Origin of the sequence: Streptomyces sp. NPDC085944 (assembly GCF_040686295.1) — a bacterium.
Taxonomy (GTDB): Bacteria; Actinomycetota; Actinomycetes; order Streptomycetales; family Streptomycetaceae; genus Streptomyces; species Streptomyces salinarius.
This window is the reverse complement of sequence record NZ_JBFBJX010000002.1, coordinates 20,893-37,846: the sequence shown is the minus strand read 5'-3', so window position 1 is coordinate 37,846 and position 16,954 is coordinate 20,893. Positions and strand designations below refer to the sequence as shown.

Below are 16,954 nucleotides of genomic sequence, written 5' to 3'. Positions count from 1 at the left end.
CCCAGCATGACCAGCGCACCGTTTCATCCCGCAGCGGGACCGGCCCGTCGTACCGTCGTGGCGGCGGCCGGAGCGGCGGGGCTCACCGCCGTGCTGGCCGCCTGCTCGGGCTCGGACGACGACGCTTCGAGCGACACGGGCACCGCCCCCACCGGTTCCGCCTCCCAGGAGTCGGGCAGCGGCGGCGAGCACGCGGGGGCGGGGCCGGCGCTCGCGGCGACCGCCGACATCCCCGAGGGCGGCGGGAAGGTGTTCCCCGACCAGAAGGTGGTGGTCACCCAGCCCGCGGCGGGCGAGTTCAAGGCGTTCTCCGCCACCTGCACCCATCAGGGCTGCGCCGTGAAGAGCGTGTCCGACGGGGTCATCAACTGCCCCTGCCACGACAGCAACTTCTCGATCACCGACGGCAGTGTGCAGGGCGGCCCCGCGCCCAAGCCGCTGCCCGCCGTGCAGATCACGGTCAGCGGGGACTCGATCCGGCTGGCCGGATGACCGTGGTGCAGCGCCGGGGGCGCCGGATCATGATGACGCCCGGCGAGCTGGAGGCGTTCCTCACCACCCAGCGCACCTGCCGGGTCGCCACCGTCTCGGCCGACGGGGCCCCGCACGTGAGCACGCTCTGGTTCGTCTGGGACGGCTCGTCGATGTGGCTGTACTCGGTGGTGCGCAGCCGGCGCTGGACGGACCTGCGGCGCGATCCGCGGGTGGCGATCGTCGTCGACACCGGCGAGGAGTACGACGAGTTGCGGGGCGTGGAGCTGTCCGGCCGGGCGGAGTTCGTGGGCGAGGCGCCGCGCACCGGCGAGCTGTGCGCGGAACTCGACTTGCCCGAGACGCTGTTCGCCCGCAAGAACTTCGGCCTGCAGGAGATGCCGCACGACGGCCGGCACGCCTGGCTGCGGCTGACGCCGGAGAAGGTCGTCTCCTGGGACTTCCGCAAGCTGGCGTCTCCGTAGGCGCACGCGCCCCGGGGGTGCGGGGCCCGGCTACGCCGCCTGCCCGACCTCCCGCGCCGTCGCCCGCAGCGCGTCCACCGCCGCCCGGATCGACGGGCGGCGGTCGGCGTCGGCGCGCCAGACGACGTACACGTGCCGGCGCACCCGCTGTTTCAGTGGCACGGTGACGACCTCCGCGGGCATCGGGTGGCGGCCGAGCAGCGGGGCGATGCACACGCCGAGCCCCGCGGCAACCAGCCCGAGCTGGGTGTGGGTCTCGGCGGCGCGGTGGCCGACGATCGGCTCGATGCCCTTGGAACGCAGTGTGAACATCAGCCACTCGTGGCAGAACTCGCCCTCGCCCCACGTGATCCACTCGTCCTCGGCGAACTCGGCGAGGTCCACCTCGTCCCGGCCCGCGAGCCGGTGACCCACCGGCATGGCGACGTCGGCGGGGTCGTCGAGGAGGGGCGCCTTGACCAGGCCGTCGGGCAGCGGGATCGGCTTGTTGTACCAGTCGAGCACGACGGCGAGGTCCAGGTCCCCGCGCACCACGCCGCTGATGCCGCGCTCCGGCTCCAGCTCCGAGGAGCGCAGGCGCAGCGCGGGGTGCTCGGCGCGCAGGGTGGCCAGCGCGGCGGGGAAGAGTCCGCGGGCGGCCGTGGGGAACGCCGACAGCCGCAGCTCGCCCGCCACCTGTCCGCGCTGCGCCTCCAGGTCCGCCTGGGCCAGCTCGACCTGGGAGAGGATGCGGGCCGCGTGCTCGGCGAGCAGCCGGCCGGCGTCCGTGAGGCGAACGCCGCGTCCGTTCTTGGCGAGGAGCTGCTGACCGGCTTCGCGCTCCAGCTTGGCCATCTGCTGCGAGACGGCCGAGGTGGTGATGTGCAGGCCGGCGGCGGCTCCGCTGACCGAACCGTGCCGGGCCAGGGCGTCGAGGGTGCGCAGGCGCTCCAGGTTCAACATGTAAGCGATCCTACGAGATATTCGGTGCGAAATCTCGATTGTGCTACGAGGACGGTTGACTCATCGTTGGCTGCATGAGCAGCAGCGTCCCGGCCTCCTCCGCCTCCTCCCCCGCCGCCCCCTCCACACCCCGCCGCGTCGTCGACTGGCGGCTGCGCTTCGGGCTCCTCTCCCTCGTGTGGGGTTTCAGCTTCCTCTTCATGAAGGTGGGCACCGAGAGTTTCGCCCCGTTCCAGGTGACGCTCGGGCGGCTGGCGTTCGGTACGGCGGTGGTCGCGGCGGCGATGGCGGCGAAGCGGGAGCGGCTTCCGTGCGGGGCGTGGACGTGGGTGCATCTGGCGGTCGCCGGGTTCTTGCTCAACGCGCTGCCGTTCTCCCTGTTCGCCTTCTCGGAGCTGACGATCCCGTCGTCGCTCGCGGGCATCTGCAACGCGACCTCACCGCTGTGGGGCATGGCCCTGTCGCTGGTCGCGCTGTCCGAGGACCGGCCGACGCGCCGCCGGGTGGCCGGTCTCGGCATCGGCTTCCTCGGCGTCCTGACGGTGCTGGGCGTCTGGCAGGGCTTCCACGGCCTCGACGTCACGGGCACGGCGCTGGCCCTGCTGGCCTCCCTCAGCTACCCGGTCGGCTGGATCTACGTCCGCCGCACCCTGGCCGGCTCCAGCCACTCCCACCTCTCGCTGACCGGCGCCCAGCTGGGCCTGGCCACGCTGCAACTGGCCGCCGTGACACCGCTGTTCACCTCGATGCCGGGCAGCTTCCCGGTGCTCCCGCTGCTGGCGGTGGCGGCCCTCGGTGTCCTCGGCACCGGGGTCGCCTTCCTCATCCAGTACGACCTGGTCGCCGAGGTCGGCCCGACGACGGCCCAGATGGTCACCTATTTCACCCCGGTCATCGCCACGGCCGCGGGCGTCGCGCTCCTCGACGAGTCGCTGTCCTGGTCGACCCCGGTCGGCGCGGTGATCGTCCTCGCCGGCGCGGCACTGACCCAGTCCCGGCCCAGGACCGACCGGGGCAGGGCAGCGCCCGTACCGGCGCCTCGGGACTCCGCGCCGGTACGGCAAGGGACGCGGGTCTGAGGAGCGGGGCCGCTCAGACGTAGCTCCGCGGCGGCCCCGACCCCGGCCCCACCGCCGCCGCGACCGCCGCTGCCAACGGCCCGAAGTCGCCCTCCTCCAGCGTCGAGACGGTGATCCTGATGCCGGGCGGGGCGCTCAGCCGGAAGCGGGCGCCGGGGGCCACCGCCCAGCCGGCGTGCAGGAGCCGGGCGACGGCGCCGGTCTCGTCCGGCACCGGGATCCACACGTTCATGCCGCTGCGCCCGTACCCCGTGACCCCCTGTTCCGCGAGGGCGCCGAGGAGCGCGTCCCGGCGTCGCCCGTACACCCCCGCGACCGCGCGGGCGTCCACCGCGCCGTCCGTCCACAGCCGGGCGACGGCCCGCTGGGTGATGCGGCTGACCCAGCCGGGGCCGAGCCGCTGCCGCCCCCGGACCCGGTCGAGGGTGACGGGGTCGCCGGTGAGCACCGCAAGCCGCAGGTCGGGTCCGCAGGCCTTGGCGGCGGAGCGGACGAAGGCCCAGCCGCGGGTCGTACCGGCGAGGGGGTGCAGCGGCAGGTCGACGATGCCGTGGCCGTGGTCGTCCTCGATGAGCAGGGTCCCGGGGTGCTCGCGCAGCACGGACCGCAGGGCACGCCCGCGTGCCGCGCCCACCGCCGCGCCCGTCGGGTTCTGCGCACGGTCCGTGACCACCAGGGCGCGGGCGCCGGCCGCGAGGACCCGGCGTACGTCCTCGGGCAGCGGCCCCTGGTCGTCGACGCCGAAGGGGACCGTGCGCAGCCCGAGCGCGGGTACCAGGTCCAGGAGGCTGCCCCAGCCCGGGTCCTCGACGGCGACGGCGTCCCCGGGTTTGAGATGGGCGGCGAGGACCCGTTCCATCGCGTCCAGCGAGCCGGACGTCACCGCCACGGGCCCGTCCGGCACCCCGTCGGCGTCCAGTTCGGCCCGGGCGACGCGGGCCAGCTCCGGATCGACGGGTTCATGCCCGTACAACACCGGTTCGCGGTCGCCCTGCTCCGCCGCCGCGGCGAATACCGGGCCGAGCGCGGGCAGCAGCGCCGGGTCCGGGTTGCCGTCGGAGACGTCGCGCACGCCCTCGGGCACCTCGACGCGCACGAAGTCCCGTCCGGTGGTGGCCGGCTTCGCGCGCACCCGGCTGCCCCGCCGCCCGGCCGTCTCGATGACCCCGCGCTCGCGCAGGGTGCGGTAGGCGGCGGCGACCGTGTTCGGATTCACTCCGAGCCGCTGCGCCAACTCCCGCATCGGCGGCAGGGGTTGACCAGGCTCCAGCTCTCCCGATCCCACCGCGCGCTCGACGCTCGCGGAAATCTCGGCTGCGCCGCGCCCCGTGAACCGATATTCTCCTAGCACAAATCCAATTATGCACTAGTGCAATGGAGAACGCCATGCAGGGGACCACGGGGACGCCGTCGCAGCCCACCGGCACCTACCCGCCCACCGACCGCACCGTCCCCACCCGCTCCCCCGAGCGGGCCGGGTACGACAAGGAGCTGGTGCACTCGATACTCGACGAGGGCTACGTCTGCCATCTCGGCTTCGTCCGCGACGGCGCCCCGGTGGTCCTGCCGACCCTGTACGGGCGGGTGGGCGAGCGGCTCTACGTGCACGGCTCGACGGGCTCGCGCCCGCTGCGGATGACGGGCGCGGCGGACCCGGGGCTGCCGGTGTGCCTGACGGTGACGCACGTGGACGCGCTGGTGCTGGCCCGCTCGGCCTTCCACCACTCGATCAACTACCGGTCGGTGGTGGTGCACGGCACGGCGTACGAGGTGACGGACCCCGAGGAGCGGCGCACGGCCCTGGACGCCCTGGTCGACCACGTCGTCCCGGGCCGCTCCCGCGACTCCCGCCCGGCCAACAAGAAGGAGCTGGCCGCCACGGCGGTGATCCGCCTCGATCTGAACGAGGTCTCCGCCAAGCTCCGCACCGGCGGGGTCAACGACGAACCGGAGGACCTCGCCCTCCCGCACTGGGCCGGTCTCGTCCCGTTGCGCAAGGGGTACGAGGCCCCGGTCGCCGACCCGGCCCTGGGCCCCGCCACCGCGCTGCCGGACTACCTGCCGGCCCGCTGACCCCGCGCCCGCGGTGGGCGCGGGGTCCCTCACCGGCCCCGCCGTCAGGCCGGCGTCGGTCGCGTCCGCGCCTGCCGTGCCTCCCGCGCCGCCCGGGTCTCCGCCACCGCGAGGCCGGCGACCGAGCCGAGCATCAGCAGGGTGCCGGCCAGGGTGGCCGCCGTGAGGTGCTCGCCGAGCAGCAGGACGGCGAGCGCCGCCGCGCTGACCGGCTCGAGGAGCATGATCACCGAGACGGTCGCGGACCGCACCACGGCCGCGCCGGCGAAGTAGAGCCCGTAGGCGAGGGCGGTCGGCACGGCCGCGACGTACGCGAGGAGCCACAGGAGCCGGACCGGTTCGGCGGTGTGCGGCACCAGGCCCTCGGCCAGGGCGAGCGGCAGCAGGCACAGGCTCGTGACGGCGAACGCCCCCACGGACGTGCTGGCGGCGTCCGCCCCGCCGTCCCTCCCCCAGCGGCGGGTGAGCAGCGTCATCACCGAGTATCCGGCGGCGGACAGCAGGGCGAGGAGCACGCCCGGCAGGCGTACCGTCGCACTCCCGCCGCCGAGGACGAGCACCGCGAGCCCGGCGAGTGCGCCGAGGACGGCCGCGGCGCCGCCGAGCCCCAGGTGTTCACCGAGGGTCAGGCGCGCGCCGAGGGCGATCAGCACGGGCCCGGCTCCGAGGGTGACGACCGTGGCCACGGCGAGCCCGGTGGACTGCACGGCGGCGAAGTAGGCGGTCTGGAACACCGCGAGTCCGAGACCGGTGACGACGGCCCGCACCGCCTTGCGCCCGAAGGGTTCACGGACGGCCGGGCGCACCCGCGGGCGCAGCGGACGGGTGGCGAGGAGCAGGACGAGCCCCACCGCGCAGCGCCAGAACGACAGGGCGACGGGGCCCATGTCGCTGGCGCGGTAGACCAGCGAGGCGGCGGCACCGGCGGTGCCCCAGGCGACACCGGCGACGATCAGATAGAGGAGGCCACGCCCGACGGGCAGGCCGGAGACGGCATTCGACACGAGTTCTCTCCGCAGACGCGCACGAGGCGCGGAAGTTCGAGGCGGCCCGGGATCACCGGGGCGCGGGGACTTTCGTCTGCGGGCAGCACCGCCCGGCCCGGCGACCGTGCGCCGGGCTCGTCACAGGGGCCCGCCTCAGGCGGCCGGAGGCGGGAGGACGAGTGCGTCGGAATGCATGATCGGCAGCCTATGTCGCCGTTCCGCGGCTCGACAACTCCCGCTCGGGCCCCCCGCCGGCCACCGGGGCCGCCGAGCCCTTCGACGGGGTCGAGGACTGGGCGATGAGGGCGCCGACCAGCACCACGACGCCGCCGACGATCTGCGGGGCGGACAGGTGCTCGCCGAGCAGCACCCAGGCCAGGACGGTCGCGATGACCGCTTCGAGGCAGGCCACGACTCCGGCGACCTGCGGCGACAGCCGGCGCACGGCGACGATCCCGGTGACGTAGGCGAGCACCGTGGCGATGAGCACGATCCAGGCCAGCAGCAGGGCCGCGGCGATGGAGGTGCCGTCCATGGAGGCGGTGCCGGCGAGGACGGCCCAGTCCATCGACCAGGGCCGGGCGACGACGGTGAGCACCGCGGCCCCGACGAGCAGGCCGTAGGCGATGACGCCGAGCGGGTCGGGCGCCTCGTCGCCGGCGTCGCTGCCCTGGTCGGACAGGACGAAGTAGCCGACCTGGCAGCAGGCGGCGCCGAGCGCGAGCAGCAGACCGAGGGCGTCGAAGCCCAGTCCCGACCAGACCTCGACCACGCAGGCGAGCCCGCCGACCGCCAGCACCACGCCGAGCGCGGCGGCCGGTGTGACCGGCCGCCGCTGCACGAACCGCACCCAGCCGAGGACCAGGGCGGGGGCCAGGTACTCGACGAGCAGCGCGACGCCGACGGGGATGCGGGAGATGGCGGCGAAGTAGCAGGCCTGTACACCAGCCACGGCGAACAGCCCGTACCCGGCGACCAGCGCGGGACGGCGGCGCAGCAGCGAGCGGTGGCGCACGGCGAGCGGCAGCATCACCAGGGCCGCGCCGGCCACCCGCAGCCAGACCACGTGGAGCGGATCGAGTCCGGCCTCGATCAGCGGTTTGGCCGCGACTCCGGAGCCGCCGAAGGCGACGGCGGAGGCGAGTGCGAGGCCGAGTCCGGTGCCCTTGCCGCGGTTGCCGCGGGCGCTGTCAGACGTATGCACCGGCACATGATGACAGGGGTCGACATGACCGTCACCCCCGATGACACCTGTCTCACCGACTGGACGGGCGGCGCGGCACCCGCCAGGGGGCGAGCGGGAGACGGCCTCGGCAGCAGCCGCAGGCATCGACGCTGGGACGGTCTCGGAGGCCGGTCGCCGACAGCGGCACGACAGCCCCACGGGGCGTCGCGAGCCGCGACACCGTCCCAGCGAGCGATCGCCGGCAACGACACGCGACCGGCTCAAGGGGCGGTCACCGGCCACGCGGGACCGGCCCGGGGCGCCTTCGCCGACGGCGGTAGTAGACAGGGGGCCGTCGCGAGCAGCGACGCTGGACCGGCTCTGAGGACGGCCGTCGGCAGCGGCGCGACGGCCTCGCGGCGGCACGAGCAGCGGTGCGAAGCGGCCCGGGGGTGGTCGTCGGCAATGGCGCGGGACCGGCTCAGGTGGTCGACTCGAAGTGGCTCTCCACCCGGGCGAGCACGGCGTGCGGCTCGACGGCGGCGCGGGCCAGCACCTCGACGGCGCGCGTGCGCGGGTCCGCGACCAGGGCGGCGAGCAGATCCGGGCCACCGGGCCGGGCCGCCCCGCGCCGGACCGCACGGGCGCACGCGTCCTCCATCGCCGCCGCGGCCGGCGGGGAGAACCCGGCGACGCCGGTCATGACGGGTACGGCGCCGGAGTCCTCGACGGTGCTCTGCCAGCGCAGGCCGTAGCCGATACTGCGCTGCACCAGATACCCGAGGACCCGGGCGACCCGAGGCCCGTCCCCGAGGAGCGCACGGGCCTCGGCGTCGCACTCCAGCAGCGAGTGCAGCAGATGGGCGGTGTCGATCTGCCGGTCCCCGTCCCGCACCGCCCGGCGGCGGGCACCGGAGACGGCCGAGGCCAGTTCCGCGCTGAACCGGTCGTCGAGGTCGGTGCCGTCCGGCCACCGGCCGCCTTGCTCGCCGGCCGACTGCCGGGGGATACGGGGTTGCACGCCTCCCAGCACACCAGCCCCTCGGGGCCCGGTCATCCCCGAGGGGAAGCATTTCCTCGTCCCACGGGGAGTGGACCCGCCCGGACGGAATCTCCTCCTTGGGGATGAGATCAGGCCGTTTCGGCCGTCCCGGCGCGCGCCGCGTTGCCACCCGTCCCCCGGGGCAACCGAAACGGGCCCTCGTGGGTCGGACAGGGACATGAGGAGCAGGTGCTGGCTGGTGGTACTGCCCGCCGTGGACGGCAGGCGGTACGTGTACCGGGTGGACGCACCGGCGGAGGCGCTGCTCGCCGACCTGTTCTGGGAGGCGTGGCACTGCCACGACGAGAGCGCCCTTCCGCGCGCGTGGGACGTCTTCGACGCGGCGGTGATAACGCGGGTGGACTGAACGGCCCGCGGCCGGTTCACCGCGAACGCCGCACGGACGCTCCACCGCACACACGAAGGAGCCCCGCGGACGGAAATCCGCGGGGCCCCTCCGTCCCGTCCGGCGTCAGTCCTCGTCGGCGAGGATCAGGTACAGCTTCTTGCGGGCGTCGCCGATGACGGCGAGCGCCTTCTCCCGCTGTTCCTTGCTGCCGGTCTTCCAGACCTGGCCGAAGGCCTCCATCAGCCCGAACCCGGCCTGGCGGATGTCGTTGAGGGCCTCCCAGTCGACGCCCCGCGAGGCCTCTTCCCAGGGCGCCTCCGGCCCTTCCTCGGCCGCGGTGCGGCCCGCCTCGGTGAGTGCGAAGAGCTTCTTGCCGCCCTCGCTCTCGCTGGCGATCAGCCCCTCGTCCTCCAGCAGCTGGAGGGTGGGGTACACCGAACCGGGACTGGGCTTCCACGCCCCGCCGCTGCGCTCGGCGATCTCCTGGATCATCTCGTAGCCGTGCATCGGCCGGTCCTTCAGGAGGGCCAGGATCGACGCCCGTACGTCGCCTCGCCGGGCCCTTCCCCTGGGTCCGCCGCGTCCTCGGCCGCCCCAGGGGCCCCCGTGACCGAAGCCCGGTCCGAAGGGACCGCCGGGGCCGCCGCCGGGACCACCCGGCCCGAAGGGGCCGAACGCCGCACGCCGGCCGTCGAAGCCGCCGCGGCCGAAGGCCCCGAAGGGGCCGCCCTCTCCACGGCCGGGGCCGTGCCCGCCATGTCCACCGTGACCGCGTTCGTATCCGTGGCTGTGCATCGCCATCACTCCATCCAGTCGTTGATCTGTCGCGATGCCTCAACGATATATCGGAACGTATCGCACGGCAAGCCTCCGCCGGATGTCTCCGTTCCTCCTCGGCGAAACCGGGCCGCGCCGCCCGCGCCCGCCGCGTCAGGGGGTCGAAGCCGACTCGCGCAGCCGGCCGTCGTGCACCTCGGCGATCCGGTCGACGGCCGTGAGGTGGGCGCGGTCATGGGTGACCAGCACGGTGGCGCTCGCCCGCTGGTGGGTGAGGCGGGTGACCAGGTCGATGACGGCGGCGCCGCGTTCGTGGTCGAGGGCGCTGGTGGGTTCGTCGACCAGGAGGACGGTGGGATCGTTCATCAGGGCGCGCGCGAGCGCGACGCGCTGCCGCTGGCCGCCGGAGAGCTGGTGGGGACGGCGGCCCGCCTGGCCGGCCAGCCCGACGGCGTCGAGGAGCTCCATCGCCCAGCCCCGGGCGGTGCGGGCCTTGCGGCCGTCTATCTGCGCCATGACCTGCAGCTGCTCGACGGCGGTGAGGGACGGCAGCAGGTTGGGCTGCTGGAAGACGATGCCGATCTTGTCCCGGCGCAGTGCGGTCAGCTCGCCGCGGCTGAGGCCGGTGGTGGGGATGCCGTCGACGGTGACGGTCCCGGCGTCCGGGGTGATGAGGGTGGCGGCGACGGCCAGCAGGCTGGACTTGCCTGATCCGGAGGGTCCGACCACGGCGGTCAGGGTGCCCCTGGGGACGTCCAGGCCGACCCGGTCGAGCGCGGTCAGGCGGTCCTCGCCGTCGGCGTAGGTGAGGGTGACGTCGGTCAGATTCAGGCTCATCGGGCGCTCCCCAGGGCTGTCAGCGGGTCGACGGAGGTGATCCGGCGGATGGACAGGGCGGCCCCGAGGGCGCCGAGGAGGACCATCACGGCGGCCGGGAGCAGGACGGTGGCGGGGGTGAGCAGGAACGGCACGGCCGAACCCGCGACGAGTGCTCCCAGGGCGGCGGCGACGCCGGTACCGATCGCGGTGCCGCCGACCAGCAGGACGAGAGCCTGGCCGAGGGCGTCCTTGAGCAGTCCGGCCGTGGAGGCACCGAGCGCCTTGAGGACGGCGACGTCACCGCCGCGCTGGATCGTCCACACGGTGAAGAAGGCGCCGATGACGAGGGCGGAAATGGCGAACAACAAGCCGCGCATCAGCTGCAGGGAGCCGTTCTCCGAGGTGTACGAGCCGATCGCGGACAGGGAGTCCTCGGTGGCAACGGTCCTTGTCCCGGCCTGCTCGTCGAGGGCCGTCACGTCGGCCTTGGAGGTGGTGCTCAGGGCGATCACAGTGGCGGTGGGCCCGTCCGCGCCGCCGGCAGCGGGAGGCGCGGCCTTCCGCCACACGTCCAGGCTGGTCCAGACGACCGGGGTGTGGCTGAAGAAGGCGTCTCCCGACACGGCGGCCACCCTCAGCCGCTGCCCGGCCAGGGCGAAGGAGTCGCCGGTCCGCACCCCGAGGTCGTCGGCGGCCGTGGTGGACAGCACCGCCGCGCGGTCGTCGATGCGCGCGCCGTCGGGGGCCAGCCGTGAGCCGGGGCGCACGCCGAAGGCGGAGACACCGCCGCTGCGGTCGCCCGCGGTGGCCTTGGTGGTGGTGATGCCCAGCGGCTCGGCGCGCTCGACGCCGGGAGCCTCGGACCACTGCCGCCACTGCCGCTCGGTGACCGTGGAATCGGCGTACGACAGGTCGCCGCCGCCGCGGGGCGCCTGGAAGGCGATCCGGTCGGCGGGCAGTCCCGTGATCGCGGAGGTGTTCTGCCGGCCGAGGCCCGCCGTCAGTCCGGACAGCAGCCCCACCAGCAGGGTGATCAGCACGATGACGGTCCCCATCAGGGCGAAGCGCCCCTTGGCGAACTTGAGGTCTCTCCAGGCGACGAACACGGTCTGGGCCTGCCCTTTCCGGCGGTGAAAGCGGTACGCCCCCCACCGTCGCCGCCCGGCCCCCGCCCGCGCGTCCGGCGCAGGACGGCACTTCAGGGGCCGGAAGGCGGCACGCGGGTTGTAACTTTCGACGGAGGCCGCCGGGCACTCGTCTTTCGTAGCCTGGGACGCACTGTGAACGCTTCCGCCCCCGCCCTGACCCCGACCACCCGCGCCCTGGCCTGGTGTCTGCACCTGCTGGTGGTCGGTCTGCTCGTCCTGGTCGCCGCCCGGGCCGTGACGGACGGCCGGTCCCACGCCGGGGCGATCGCCGCCGTGGCGGCGGCGTGCGGCCTGGTGTACGCGGCCGGGCCGGTGCTGCCCCGCGTCCGTCTCGTCCGGCGGGCCGCCGCCTGGTGGCTGGCCGCCGTGGGTGCCGTATGGCTGGTGCTGCTGGCGCTGTCCCCCGAGGCGGTGTGGGTGGCGTTCCCGTTGTACTTCCTCCAGCTCCACCTGCTGTCGCGCCGGGCCGGCCCGGCCGCCGTGAGCCTCACCGCCGTGGCGGCCGTCGCCGGGTACGCCGCCCACACCGGCTCCTTCGGCCCGGCCATGGTGATCGGTCCCACGCTCGGCGCCGCCGTCGCCGTCGCGGTGGTGTGGGGATACCAGGCGCTGTACCGCGAGAGCGAGCAGCGCAGGCGGCTGATCGAGGAGCTCACCGCCACCCGCGCCGACCTCGCCCGCGCCCAGCACACCGCCGGGGTGCTCGCCGAGCGCGAGCGGCTGGCCCGCGAGATCCACGACACCCTCGCCCAGGGCCTGTCCAGCATCCAGCTGCTGCTGCGCGCCGCCGAGCGCGCCCTGCCCGGGCGGCCGGACGCCGCTGCCGGACACGTCGTGGCGGCCCGGCAGGCCGCCGTGGACAACCTCGCCGAGGCCCGCCGCTTCGTCGCCGCCCTGACCCCGCCCACCCTGGAGGGCACGACCCTGGCCGGCGCCCTGGAGCGCCTGTGCGCCACGACGTCCGCCCGGCACCGGATCACCGCCCGCTTCCACCTCAGCGGCGCCCCGGCCCCGCTGCCGACCGCCCACGAGGTCGCCCTGCTGCGCGTCGCCCAGTCGGCCCTCGCCAACACGGTCCGCCACGCCGACGCCGGCACGGCCGAGCTCACCCTCAGCCACCTCGGCGACCAGGTCGCCCTCGACGTCGTCGACGACGGCGTCGGTTTCGATCCGGACGAGCTGCCCCCCGCCGATCCCGAGGCGGGCGGCTTCGGCCTGGCCGCCATGCGGGCCCGCCTGGACGCCCTCGGCGGCACCCTGACCATCGAGACCGCGCCCGGCCACGGCACCGCCCTGGCCGCCCGCCTCCCCCTCACCCCGCCCACCGAATTCGAGGCCCGCCCGTGACCGACACCGCCGTCCGCCTGCTCCTGGCCGACGACCACCCCGTGGTGCGGGCCGGTCTGCGCGCCGTACTGGAGACCGAGCCGGGCATCGTGGTAGTGGCCGAGGCCGCCACCGCCGAGGAGGCCGTCGCTCGTGCCGCGGGCGGCGACATCGACGTCGTGCTCATGGACCTCCAGTTCGGCAAGGGCATGAACGGCGCCGAGGCCACCGCCGCCATCGTCGCCCACACCGGGGCGCCGCGCGTGCTGATCGTCACGACGTACGACTCCGACGCCGACACCCTGCCCGCCATCGAAGCGGGCGCGACCGGCTACCTCCTCAAGGACGCGCCGCCAGAGGACCTGGCCGACGCCGTGCGCACCGCCGCCGCCGGACGCACCGCCCTCGCCCCCGCCGTCGCCGACCGGCTCATGAACCGGCTGCGCACCCCCGGCACCACGCTGACCCGGCGCGAGACCGAGGTCCTGGCGCTCGTGGCCGGCGGACTGTCCAACCAGGCCGTCGGGCACCGGCTCCACCTCACCGAGGGCACTGTCAAGTCGCATCTGGCCCGCATCTACGCCAAGCTCGACGTCGACTCGCGCACCGCCGCCGTGGCCACCGCGACGGCACTCGGGCTGATCCGCCGCTGACCCCTCACGGGAGCCCCGCGGACCGCCGCCGAAAACGGTCCAGCGGAGCCGGATTGGCCTTGGTACGCCGCTCCGCACGGTCCTAGCGTCGGGGCATGCGCATCCGAATCGTCGACGCCTTCACCGACCGGCCCTTCGCCGGCAACCCCGCCGGAGTCCTGCTCCTCGACGCCTTCCCCGACGACGACCGGCTCCAGCGGGTCGCCCTCGAGGTCAACCACTCCGAGACGGCGTTCGCCCACCGGCTGCCCGCGGGCGGCGAGGCCGACTGGGCCCTGCGCTGGTTCACGCCGGCCACCGAGGTCGCGATGTGCGGCCACGCCACGCTCGCCACGGCCCACGTCCTGCACACCACCGGCGCCCACTCGGGACCGGTGCGGTTCGCCACCCGCAGCGGTGTCCTGAGCGCGGCACCCCGCGAGGACGGCTCGATCACCCTGGACTTCCCGACCGCGCCGCTCACCCCGGCCGAGGCCCCGGCGGGCGTCGGCGAGGCCCTGGGCGCCGAACCGCTCACCGTCCTGGACACCGGGCCGAACATCGGGGACCTGCTGGTCGAGGTCGCCGACGAGAAGACGGTCCGCGCTCTGACGCCGGACCTCGTGGCACTGGCCGCCCGCTCCGAGCGCGGCGTCATCGCGACCGCACTCGCGGAGGATCCCGCCCGTGGCTACGACTACGTCTCCCGCTGCTTCTTCCCCAACGTCGGCATCGACGAGGACCCGGTCACCGGCAGCGCCCACACGGCACTGGCCCCCTTCTGGTCCGAGCGTCTGGGCCGCCCGGACCTCACCGGCCTCCAGGCGTCCGCCCGCTCCGGCCGGGTGCGCACGGAACTGCGCGGCGGGCGCACCCTGCTGAGCGGGCACGCGGTGACGGTCGTCGACGGCGAACTGCTGGCCTGACCGCGCACGGGCGGGCGCCGGCGGTCACGCCGTCGGCAGCCAGTCCACCTTCCCGGCGAGCAGCCCGTAACCGACGAAGGCCCCGATGTCGAGCAGCGCGTGCGCCACCACCAGCGGACCCACCCGTCCCCAGCGGCGGTACAGGTAGACGAACACCACTCCCATCACCATGTTGCCGACGAATCCGCCGATCCCCTGGTAGAGGTGGTACGACCCGCGCAGTACCGAACTGGCCGCCAGCGAGGCACCCGCGCCCCAGCCGAGCTGGTCGAGCCGGCGCAGCAGGTAGCCGACGACGACGACCTCCTCCAGAACGGAGTTCTGCACCGCCGAGAGGATCAGGACGGGGTACTTCCACCACACCTCGGGCAGGGCCTCGGGCACCACCGTGAGGTTGAAGCCGAGGCCGCGGGCGGCGAGGTAGAACGCGATGCCGGTGCTGCCGATGACGGCGGCGACGGCGGCTCCGCGGCCCAGGTCCGGCCACGGGCGGGTGCGGTCGAAGCCGAGGGTGCGCAGACTGCGCCCCTCACGCAGCAGGAAGTGCGCGACGAGGGCGACCGGGACCAGTGCCGTGGTGATCCCGAAGAGCTGCCAGGCCAGGTCGAGCCAGGGGCGGCCGGGCGCCGCCGAGGCGTTGAGCGTGGCTGCCTGGTCCTTGAGCCCGCCGGGCCGGGTGACCGAGCCGATGAAGCTGATGAGGGCGGACACGCCGCTCGCGCCGAGCGAGAGCGCGAGGACGAGCAGCGTCTCGTCCCGCAGGATCCGCCGCGAGAGCGGCTCGCCGTTCCAAGACTGCTCGTCGAGTCGCTTGTGAGGGAACGCATCGTCCACCGGGCCCGCCTCCGCCATGCACACCTGCCTCCAGCTGGGACGTCACAGCTTGCCCGATCAGTGTGGGGCGGCGCGCGGCGGGGGCGGGCCCGGCGGCGGTCAGCTCAGCGGCACCGGCTCCGGCAGTCCCACCGGCCACAGGTGCACGGGGTCGCCCTCGCGCATCAGCTCGACATAGCGGCGGGTCGTGGCGGCGAGCGCGGCCTCCCGGGACAGGCCCGCCTCCAGCGCCCGGTGGAACGTGGCCGCCTGCCAGGAGGCGCCGTTGACCCGGCGCCGGCACCGCTCGTCGATCACGCCGAGGTAGAAGTCCCGGTCGGCGGGCTCCACCCCCCACGCGTCCAGGCCCGCCTCGGCGAGCGGCAGCAGTTCGTCGCGTACGAGGACGGCGGCGTCGACCTCGGTGGTGCCACCGAGGCGACCGCGCCGGGGCCACTCGAAGCGGGCGTCGATGCCGTGGCGGCACGCGGCCTCGAAGTTGGCGGCGGCGGCCTCGAACGGCAGCCGGGTCCACACCGGCCGGGGCTCCTCGGCGAGCGCGCGGACGACCCCGTAATAGAAGGCCGCGTTGGCGATGACGTCGGTGACGGTGGGGCCCGCGGGCAGGACCCGGTTCTCCACGCGCAGGTGGGGGACGCCGTCGGCGATGTCGTAGACGGGGCGGTTCCAGCGGTAGACGGTGCCGTTGTGCAGGACGAGCTCGGAGAGCGAGGGCACCCCGCCCGCGTCGAGGACGTCCAGCGGGTCCTCGTCGTCGCAGATCGGCAGGAGCGCCGGGAAGTAGCGCCGGTTCTCCTCGAAGAGGTCGTACGCCGAGGTCACCCACCGCTCCCCGAACCAGGTGCGCGGCCGCACGCCCTGGGCCTGGAGTTCGGGCGGGCGGGTGTCGGTGGACTGCTGGAACAGCGGGGGCCGCGACTCGCGCCACAGTTCGCGGCCGAAGAGGAAGGGCGCGTTGGCACCGAGGGCGATCTGCGCGGCGGTGACGGCCTGGGCCGCGTTCCACACGTCCGCGAAGCGGTCCGGGGTGACCTGGAGGTGCAGTTGCACGGATGTGCAGGCGGCCTCGGGGGCGATGGATTTCGAGGTGCAGGTCAGACGCTCGACGCCCTCGATGTCGAGGGTGAAGTCCTCCCCGCGGGCGGCCACGATCTGTTCGTTGAGCAGTGCGTAGCGGTCGACGGCGGAGAGATTGGACGAGACCAGGTCGTCCCGGTCCAGCGTCGGCAGAATACCGATCATCGCGATTCCCGCGTCGACCTCGCCCGCCTTGCGGTCCGCATATGCCAAAGACGTGCGGATCTCCTCCGCGAGCCGGTCGAATACCCGGCCGCCCAGGCGGTGCGGAGCTATGTTGACCTCCAGGTTGAACATGGCCAGTTCGGTCTGGAAGTCGCGGCTCGCGATGCGCTCGAGGACTTGCGCATTCAACATTTTCGGCATCCCGTCGGCACCGACGAGATTCAGTTCGATCTCCAGCCCCATCAGGTTCTTGGGACGGTCGAACCGCTTCTCCGCCAGAAGTCGCTCCAGACCCGTCAGGCACCGCTGGAGCTTCTCGCGGTAGCGCTGGCGATCGGACAGGTCGAACTGACCTGCCACGACCTTCTCCCCCATGGAAGAGTCCCTTCTCGGAGCGATGTGTGGAAGATCCGGCCGCCGGTGTCCGGTCGCCGGTCAGGTGGGATGATGCCCAGCCGAAGCGATCGATAACGTCCCCTCGGCGGCCCGGCAGCCGCTACGCTGTGCCGATGTGACCGCTGGCACATTCGTCGGGCATGGCACGTGGAGCAGTTTCCCGGGCCGGCAACTCGTGAAAAAAGCCGACGGCAATTGGCCGACCGCTCGGTGAACATTCCCCGAGGTCATCGCCTTACACCCGGTTCGGAATCCGGAGGAT

General features: G+C 74.1%; 18 protein-coding genes. 8 read left to right on the top strand and 10 right to left on the bottom strand.

Translation table 11 applies throughout. From position 1 onward, the window contains the following. The first annotated feature begins 6 nt into the window (after positions 1–6). Entirely contained in the window at positions 7–492 is a 486-nt protein-coding gene (locus tag AB0P07_RS03820; protein WP_365544641.1) for a Rieske (2Fe-2S) protein, read from the top strand. Continuing rightward, a complete protein-coding gene (locus tag AB0P07_RS03815; protein WP_365544638.1) occupies positions 489–956 on the top strand; it encodes a pyridoxamine 5'-phosphate oxidase family protein in 468 nt (155 codons plus the stop codon). The genes AB0P07_RS03820 and AB0P07_RS03815 overlap by 4 nt, the downstream gene beginning before the upstream one ends. A 30-nt stretch (positions 957–986) precedes the next feature. Here AB0P07_RS03815 and AB0P07_RS03810 read toward each other — a convergent pair whose 3' ends face one another. Further along, complete coding sequence (locus AB0P07_RS03810) at positions 987–1,898, bottom strand: LysR family transcriptional regulator (protein ID WP_365544635.1); 912 nt, start codon at positions 1,896–1,898, stop codon at positions 987–989. A gap of 74 nt (positions 1,899–1,972) precedes the next feature. On the opposite strand from AB0P07_RS03810, the gene AB0P07_RS03805 reads away from it, so the two are divergent. Next, positions 1,973–2,977: a DMT family transporter gene (locus AB0P07_RS03805; RefSeq protein WP_365544632.1), complete on the top strand. Its 1,005-nt coding sequence runs from the start codon at positions 1,973–1,975 to the stop codon at positions 2,975–2,977. 13 nt (positions 2,978–2,990) lie between these two features. Here AB0P07_RS03805 and AB0P07_RS03800 read toward each other — a convergent pair whose 3' ends face one another. After that, a complete protein-coding gene (locus AB0P07_RS03800) occupies positions 2,991–4,328 on the bottom strand; it encodes an aminotransferase class I/II-fold pyridoxal phosphate-dependent enzyme (RefSeq protein ID WP_365544629.1) in 1,338 nt (445 codons plus the stop codon). 35 nt (positions 4,329–4,363) lie between these two features. Here AB0P07_RS03800 and AB0P07_RS03795 point away from each other — a divergent pair, with 35 nt between their 5' ends. Further along, positions 4,364–5,050 (top strand): pyridoxamine 5'-phosphate oxidase family protein, encoded by a 687-nt coding sequence (locus tag AB0P07_RS03795; RefSeq protein ID WP_365544627.1) that lies wholly within the window; start codon positions 4,364–4,366, stop codon positions 5,048–5,050. 44 nt (positions 5,051–5,094) lie between these two features. Here the strand turns inward: AB0P07_RS03795 and AB0P07_RS03790 are convergent, their stop codons facing one another. The 3 genes from AB0P07_RS03790 to AB0P07_RS03780 form a co-directional block, all read right to left on the bottom strand. Beyond that, entirely contained in the window at positions 5,095–6,054 is a 960-nt protein-coding gene (locus tag AB0P07_RS03790; RefSeq protein WP_365544624.1) for an EamA family transporter, read from the bottom strand. Positions 6,055–6,241: 187 nt separating this feature from the next. Further along, positions 6,242–7,246, bottom strand: a complete 1,005-nt coding sequence (locus AB0P07_RS03785) for an EamA family transporter (protein WP_365544621.1) — start codon at positions 7,244–7,246, stop codon at positions 6,242–6,244. 436 nt (positions 7,247–7,682) lie between these two features. After that, positions 7,683–8,222 carry a Clp protease N-terminal domain-containing protein gene (locus AB0P07_RS03780; protein WP_365544619.1) on the bottom strand — a complete coding sequence of 180 codons (540 nt, stop codon included), beginning with the start codon at positions 8,220–8,222 and terminating at the stop codon, positions 7,683–7,685. A 199-nt stretch (positions 8,223–8,421) separates the two neighbouring features. Here AB0P07_RS03780 and AB0P07_RS03775 point away from each other — a divergent pair, with 199 nt between their 5' ends. Next, the gene (locus AB0P07_RS03775; protein WP_365544616.1) at positions 8,422–8,610 is read left to right on the top strand and encodes a hypothetical protein; all 189 of its coding nucleotides are present in this window, start codon (positions 8,422–8,424) and stop codon (positions 8,608–8,610) included. A gap of 105 nt (positions 8,611–8,715) precedes the next feature. On the opposite strand, the gene AB0P07_RS03770 is transcribed toward AB0P07_RS03775, so the two are convergent. The 3 genes from AB0P07_RS03770 to AB0P07_RS03760 all read right to left on the bottom strand — a co-directional run bounded on the left by AB0P07_RS03770 (position 8,716) and on the right by AB0P07_RS03760 (position 11,294). Beyond that, complete coding sequence (locus AB0P07_RS03770) at positions 8,716–9,387, bottom strand: PadR family transcriptional regulator (protein WP_078884918.1); 672 nt, start codon at positions 9,385–9,387, stop codon at positions 8,716–8,718. Positions 9,388–9,522: 135 nt separating this feature from the next. Further along, positions 9,523–10,206 carry an ABC transporter ATP-binding protein gene (locus AB0P07_RS03765; protein ID WP_365544612.1) on the bottom strand — a complete coding sequence of 228 codons (684 nt, stop codon included), beginning with the start codon at positions 10,204–10,206 and terminating at the stop codon, positions 9,523–9,525. Further along, positions 10,203–11,294, bottom strand: a complete 1,092-nt coding sequence (locus AB0P07_RS03760; RefSeq protein WP_365544609.1) for an ABC transporter permease — start codon at positions 11,292–11,294, stop codon at positions 10,203–10,205. Before AB0P07_RS03760 ends, AB0P07_RS03765 begins: the two co-directional genes overlap by 4 nt. A gap of 174 nt (positions 11,295–11,468) precedes the next feature. On the opposite strand from AB0P07_RS03760, the gene AB0P07_RS03755 reads away from it, so the two are divergent. From AB0P07_RS03755 to AB0P07_RS03745, 3 genes are all read left to right on the top strand, one after another. Further along, the gene (locus tag AB0P07_RS03755; RefSeq protein ID WP_365544607.1) at positions 11,469–12,683 is read left to right on the top strand and encodes a sensor histidine kinase; all 1,215 of its coding nucleotides are present in this window, start codon (positions 11,469–11,471) and stop codon (positions 12,681–12,683) included. Beyond that, on the top strand, positions 12,680–13,315 hold the full coding sequence (locus tag AB0P07_RS03750; RefSeq protein WP_365544604.1) for a response regulator transcription factor: 636 nt from the start codon (positions 12,680–12,682) through the stop codon (positions 13,313–13,315). The genes AB0P07_RS03755 and AB0P07_RS03750 overlap by 4 nt, the downstream gene beginning before the upstream one ends. A gap of 95 nt (positions 13,316–13,410) precedes the next feature. After that, complete coding sequence (locus tag AB0P07_RS03745; RefSeq protein WP_365544601.1) at positions 13,411–14,220, top strand: PhzF family phenazine biosynthesis protein; 810 nt, start codon at positions 13,411–13,413, stop codon at positions 14,218–14,220. 24 nt (positions 14,221–14,244) lie between these two features. On the opposite strand, the gene AB0P07_RS03740 is transcribed toward AB0P07_RS03745, so the two are convergent. Both AB0P07_RS03740 and AB0P07_RS03735 read right to left on the bottom strand, forming a co-directional pair. Next, on the bottom strand, positions 14,245–15,072 hold the full coding sequence (locus AB0P07_RS03740; protein ID WP_365544599.1) for a type II CAAX endopeptidase family protein: 828 nt from the start codon (positions 15,070–15,072) through the stop codon (positions 14,245–14,247). A gap of 81 nt (positions 15,073–15,153) precedes the next feature. Further along, positions 15,154–16,671 carry a glutamate--cysteine ligase gene (locus AB0P07_RS03735; RefSeq protein ID WP_365544596.1) on the bottom strand — a complete coding sequence of 506 codons (1,518 nt, stop codon included), beginning with the start codon at positions 16,669–16,671 and terminating at the stop codon, positions 15,154–15,156. Between the last annotated feature and the right edge of the window lie 283 nt (positions 16,672–16,954).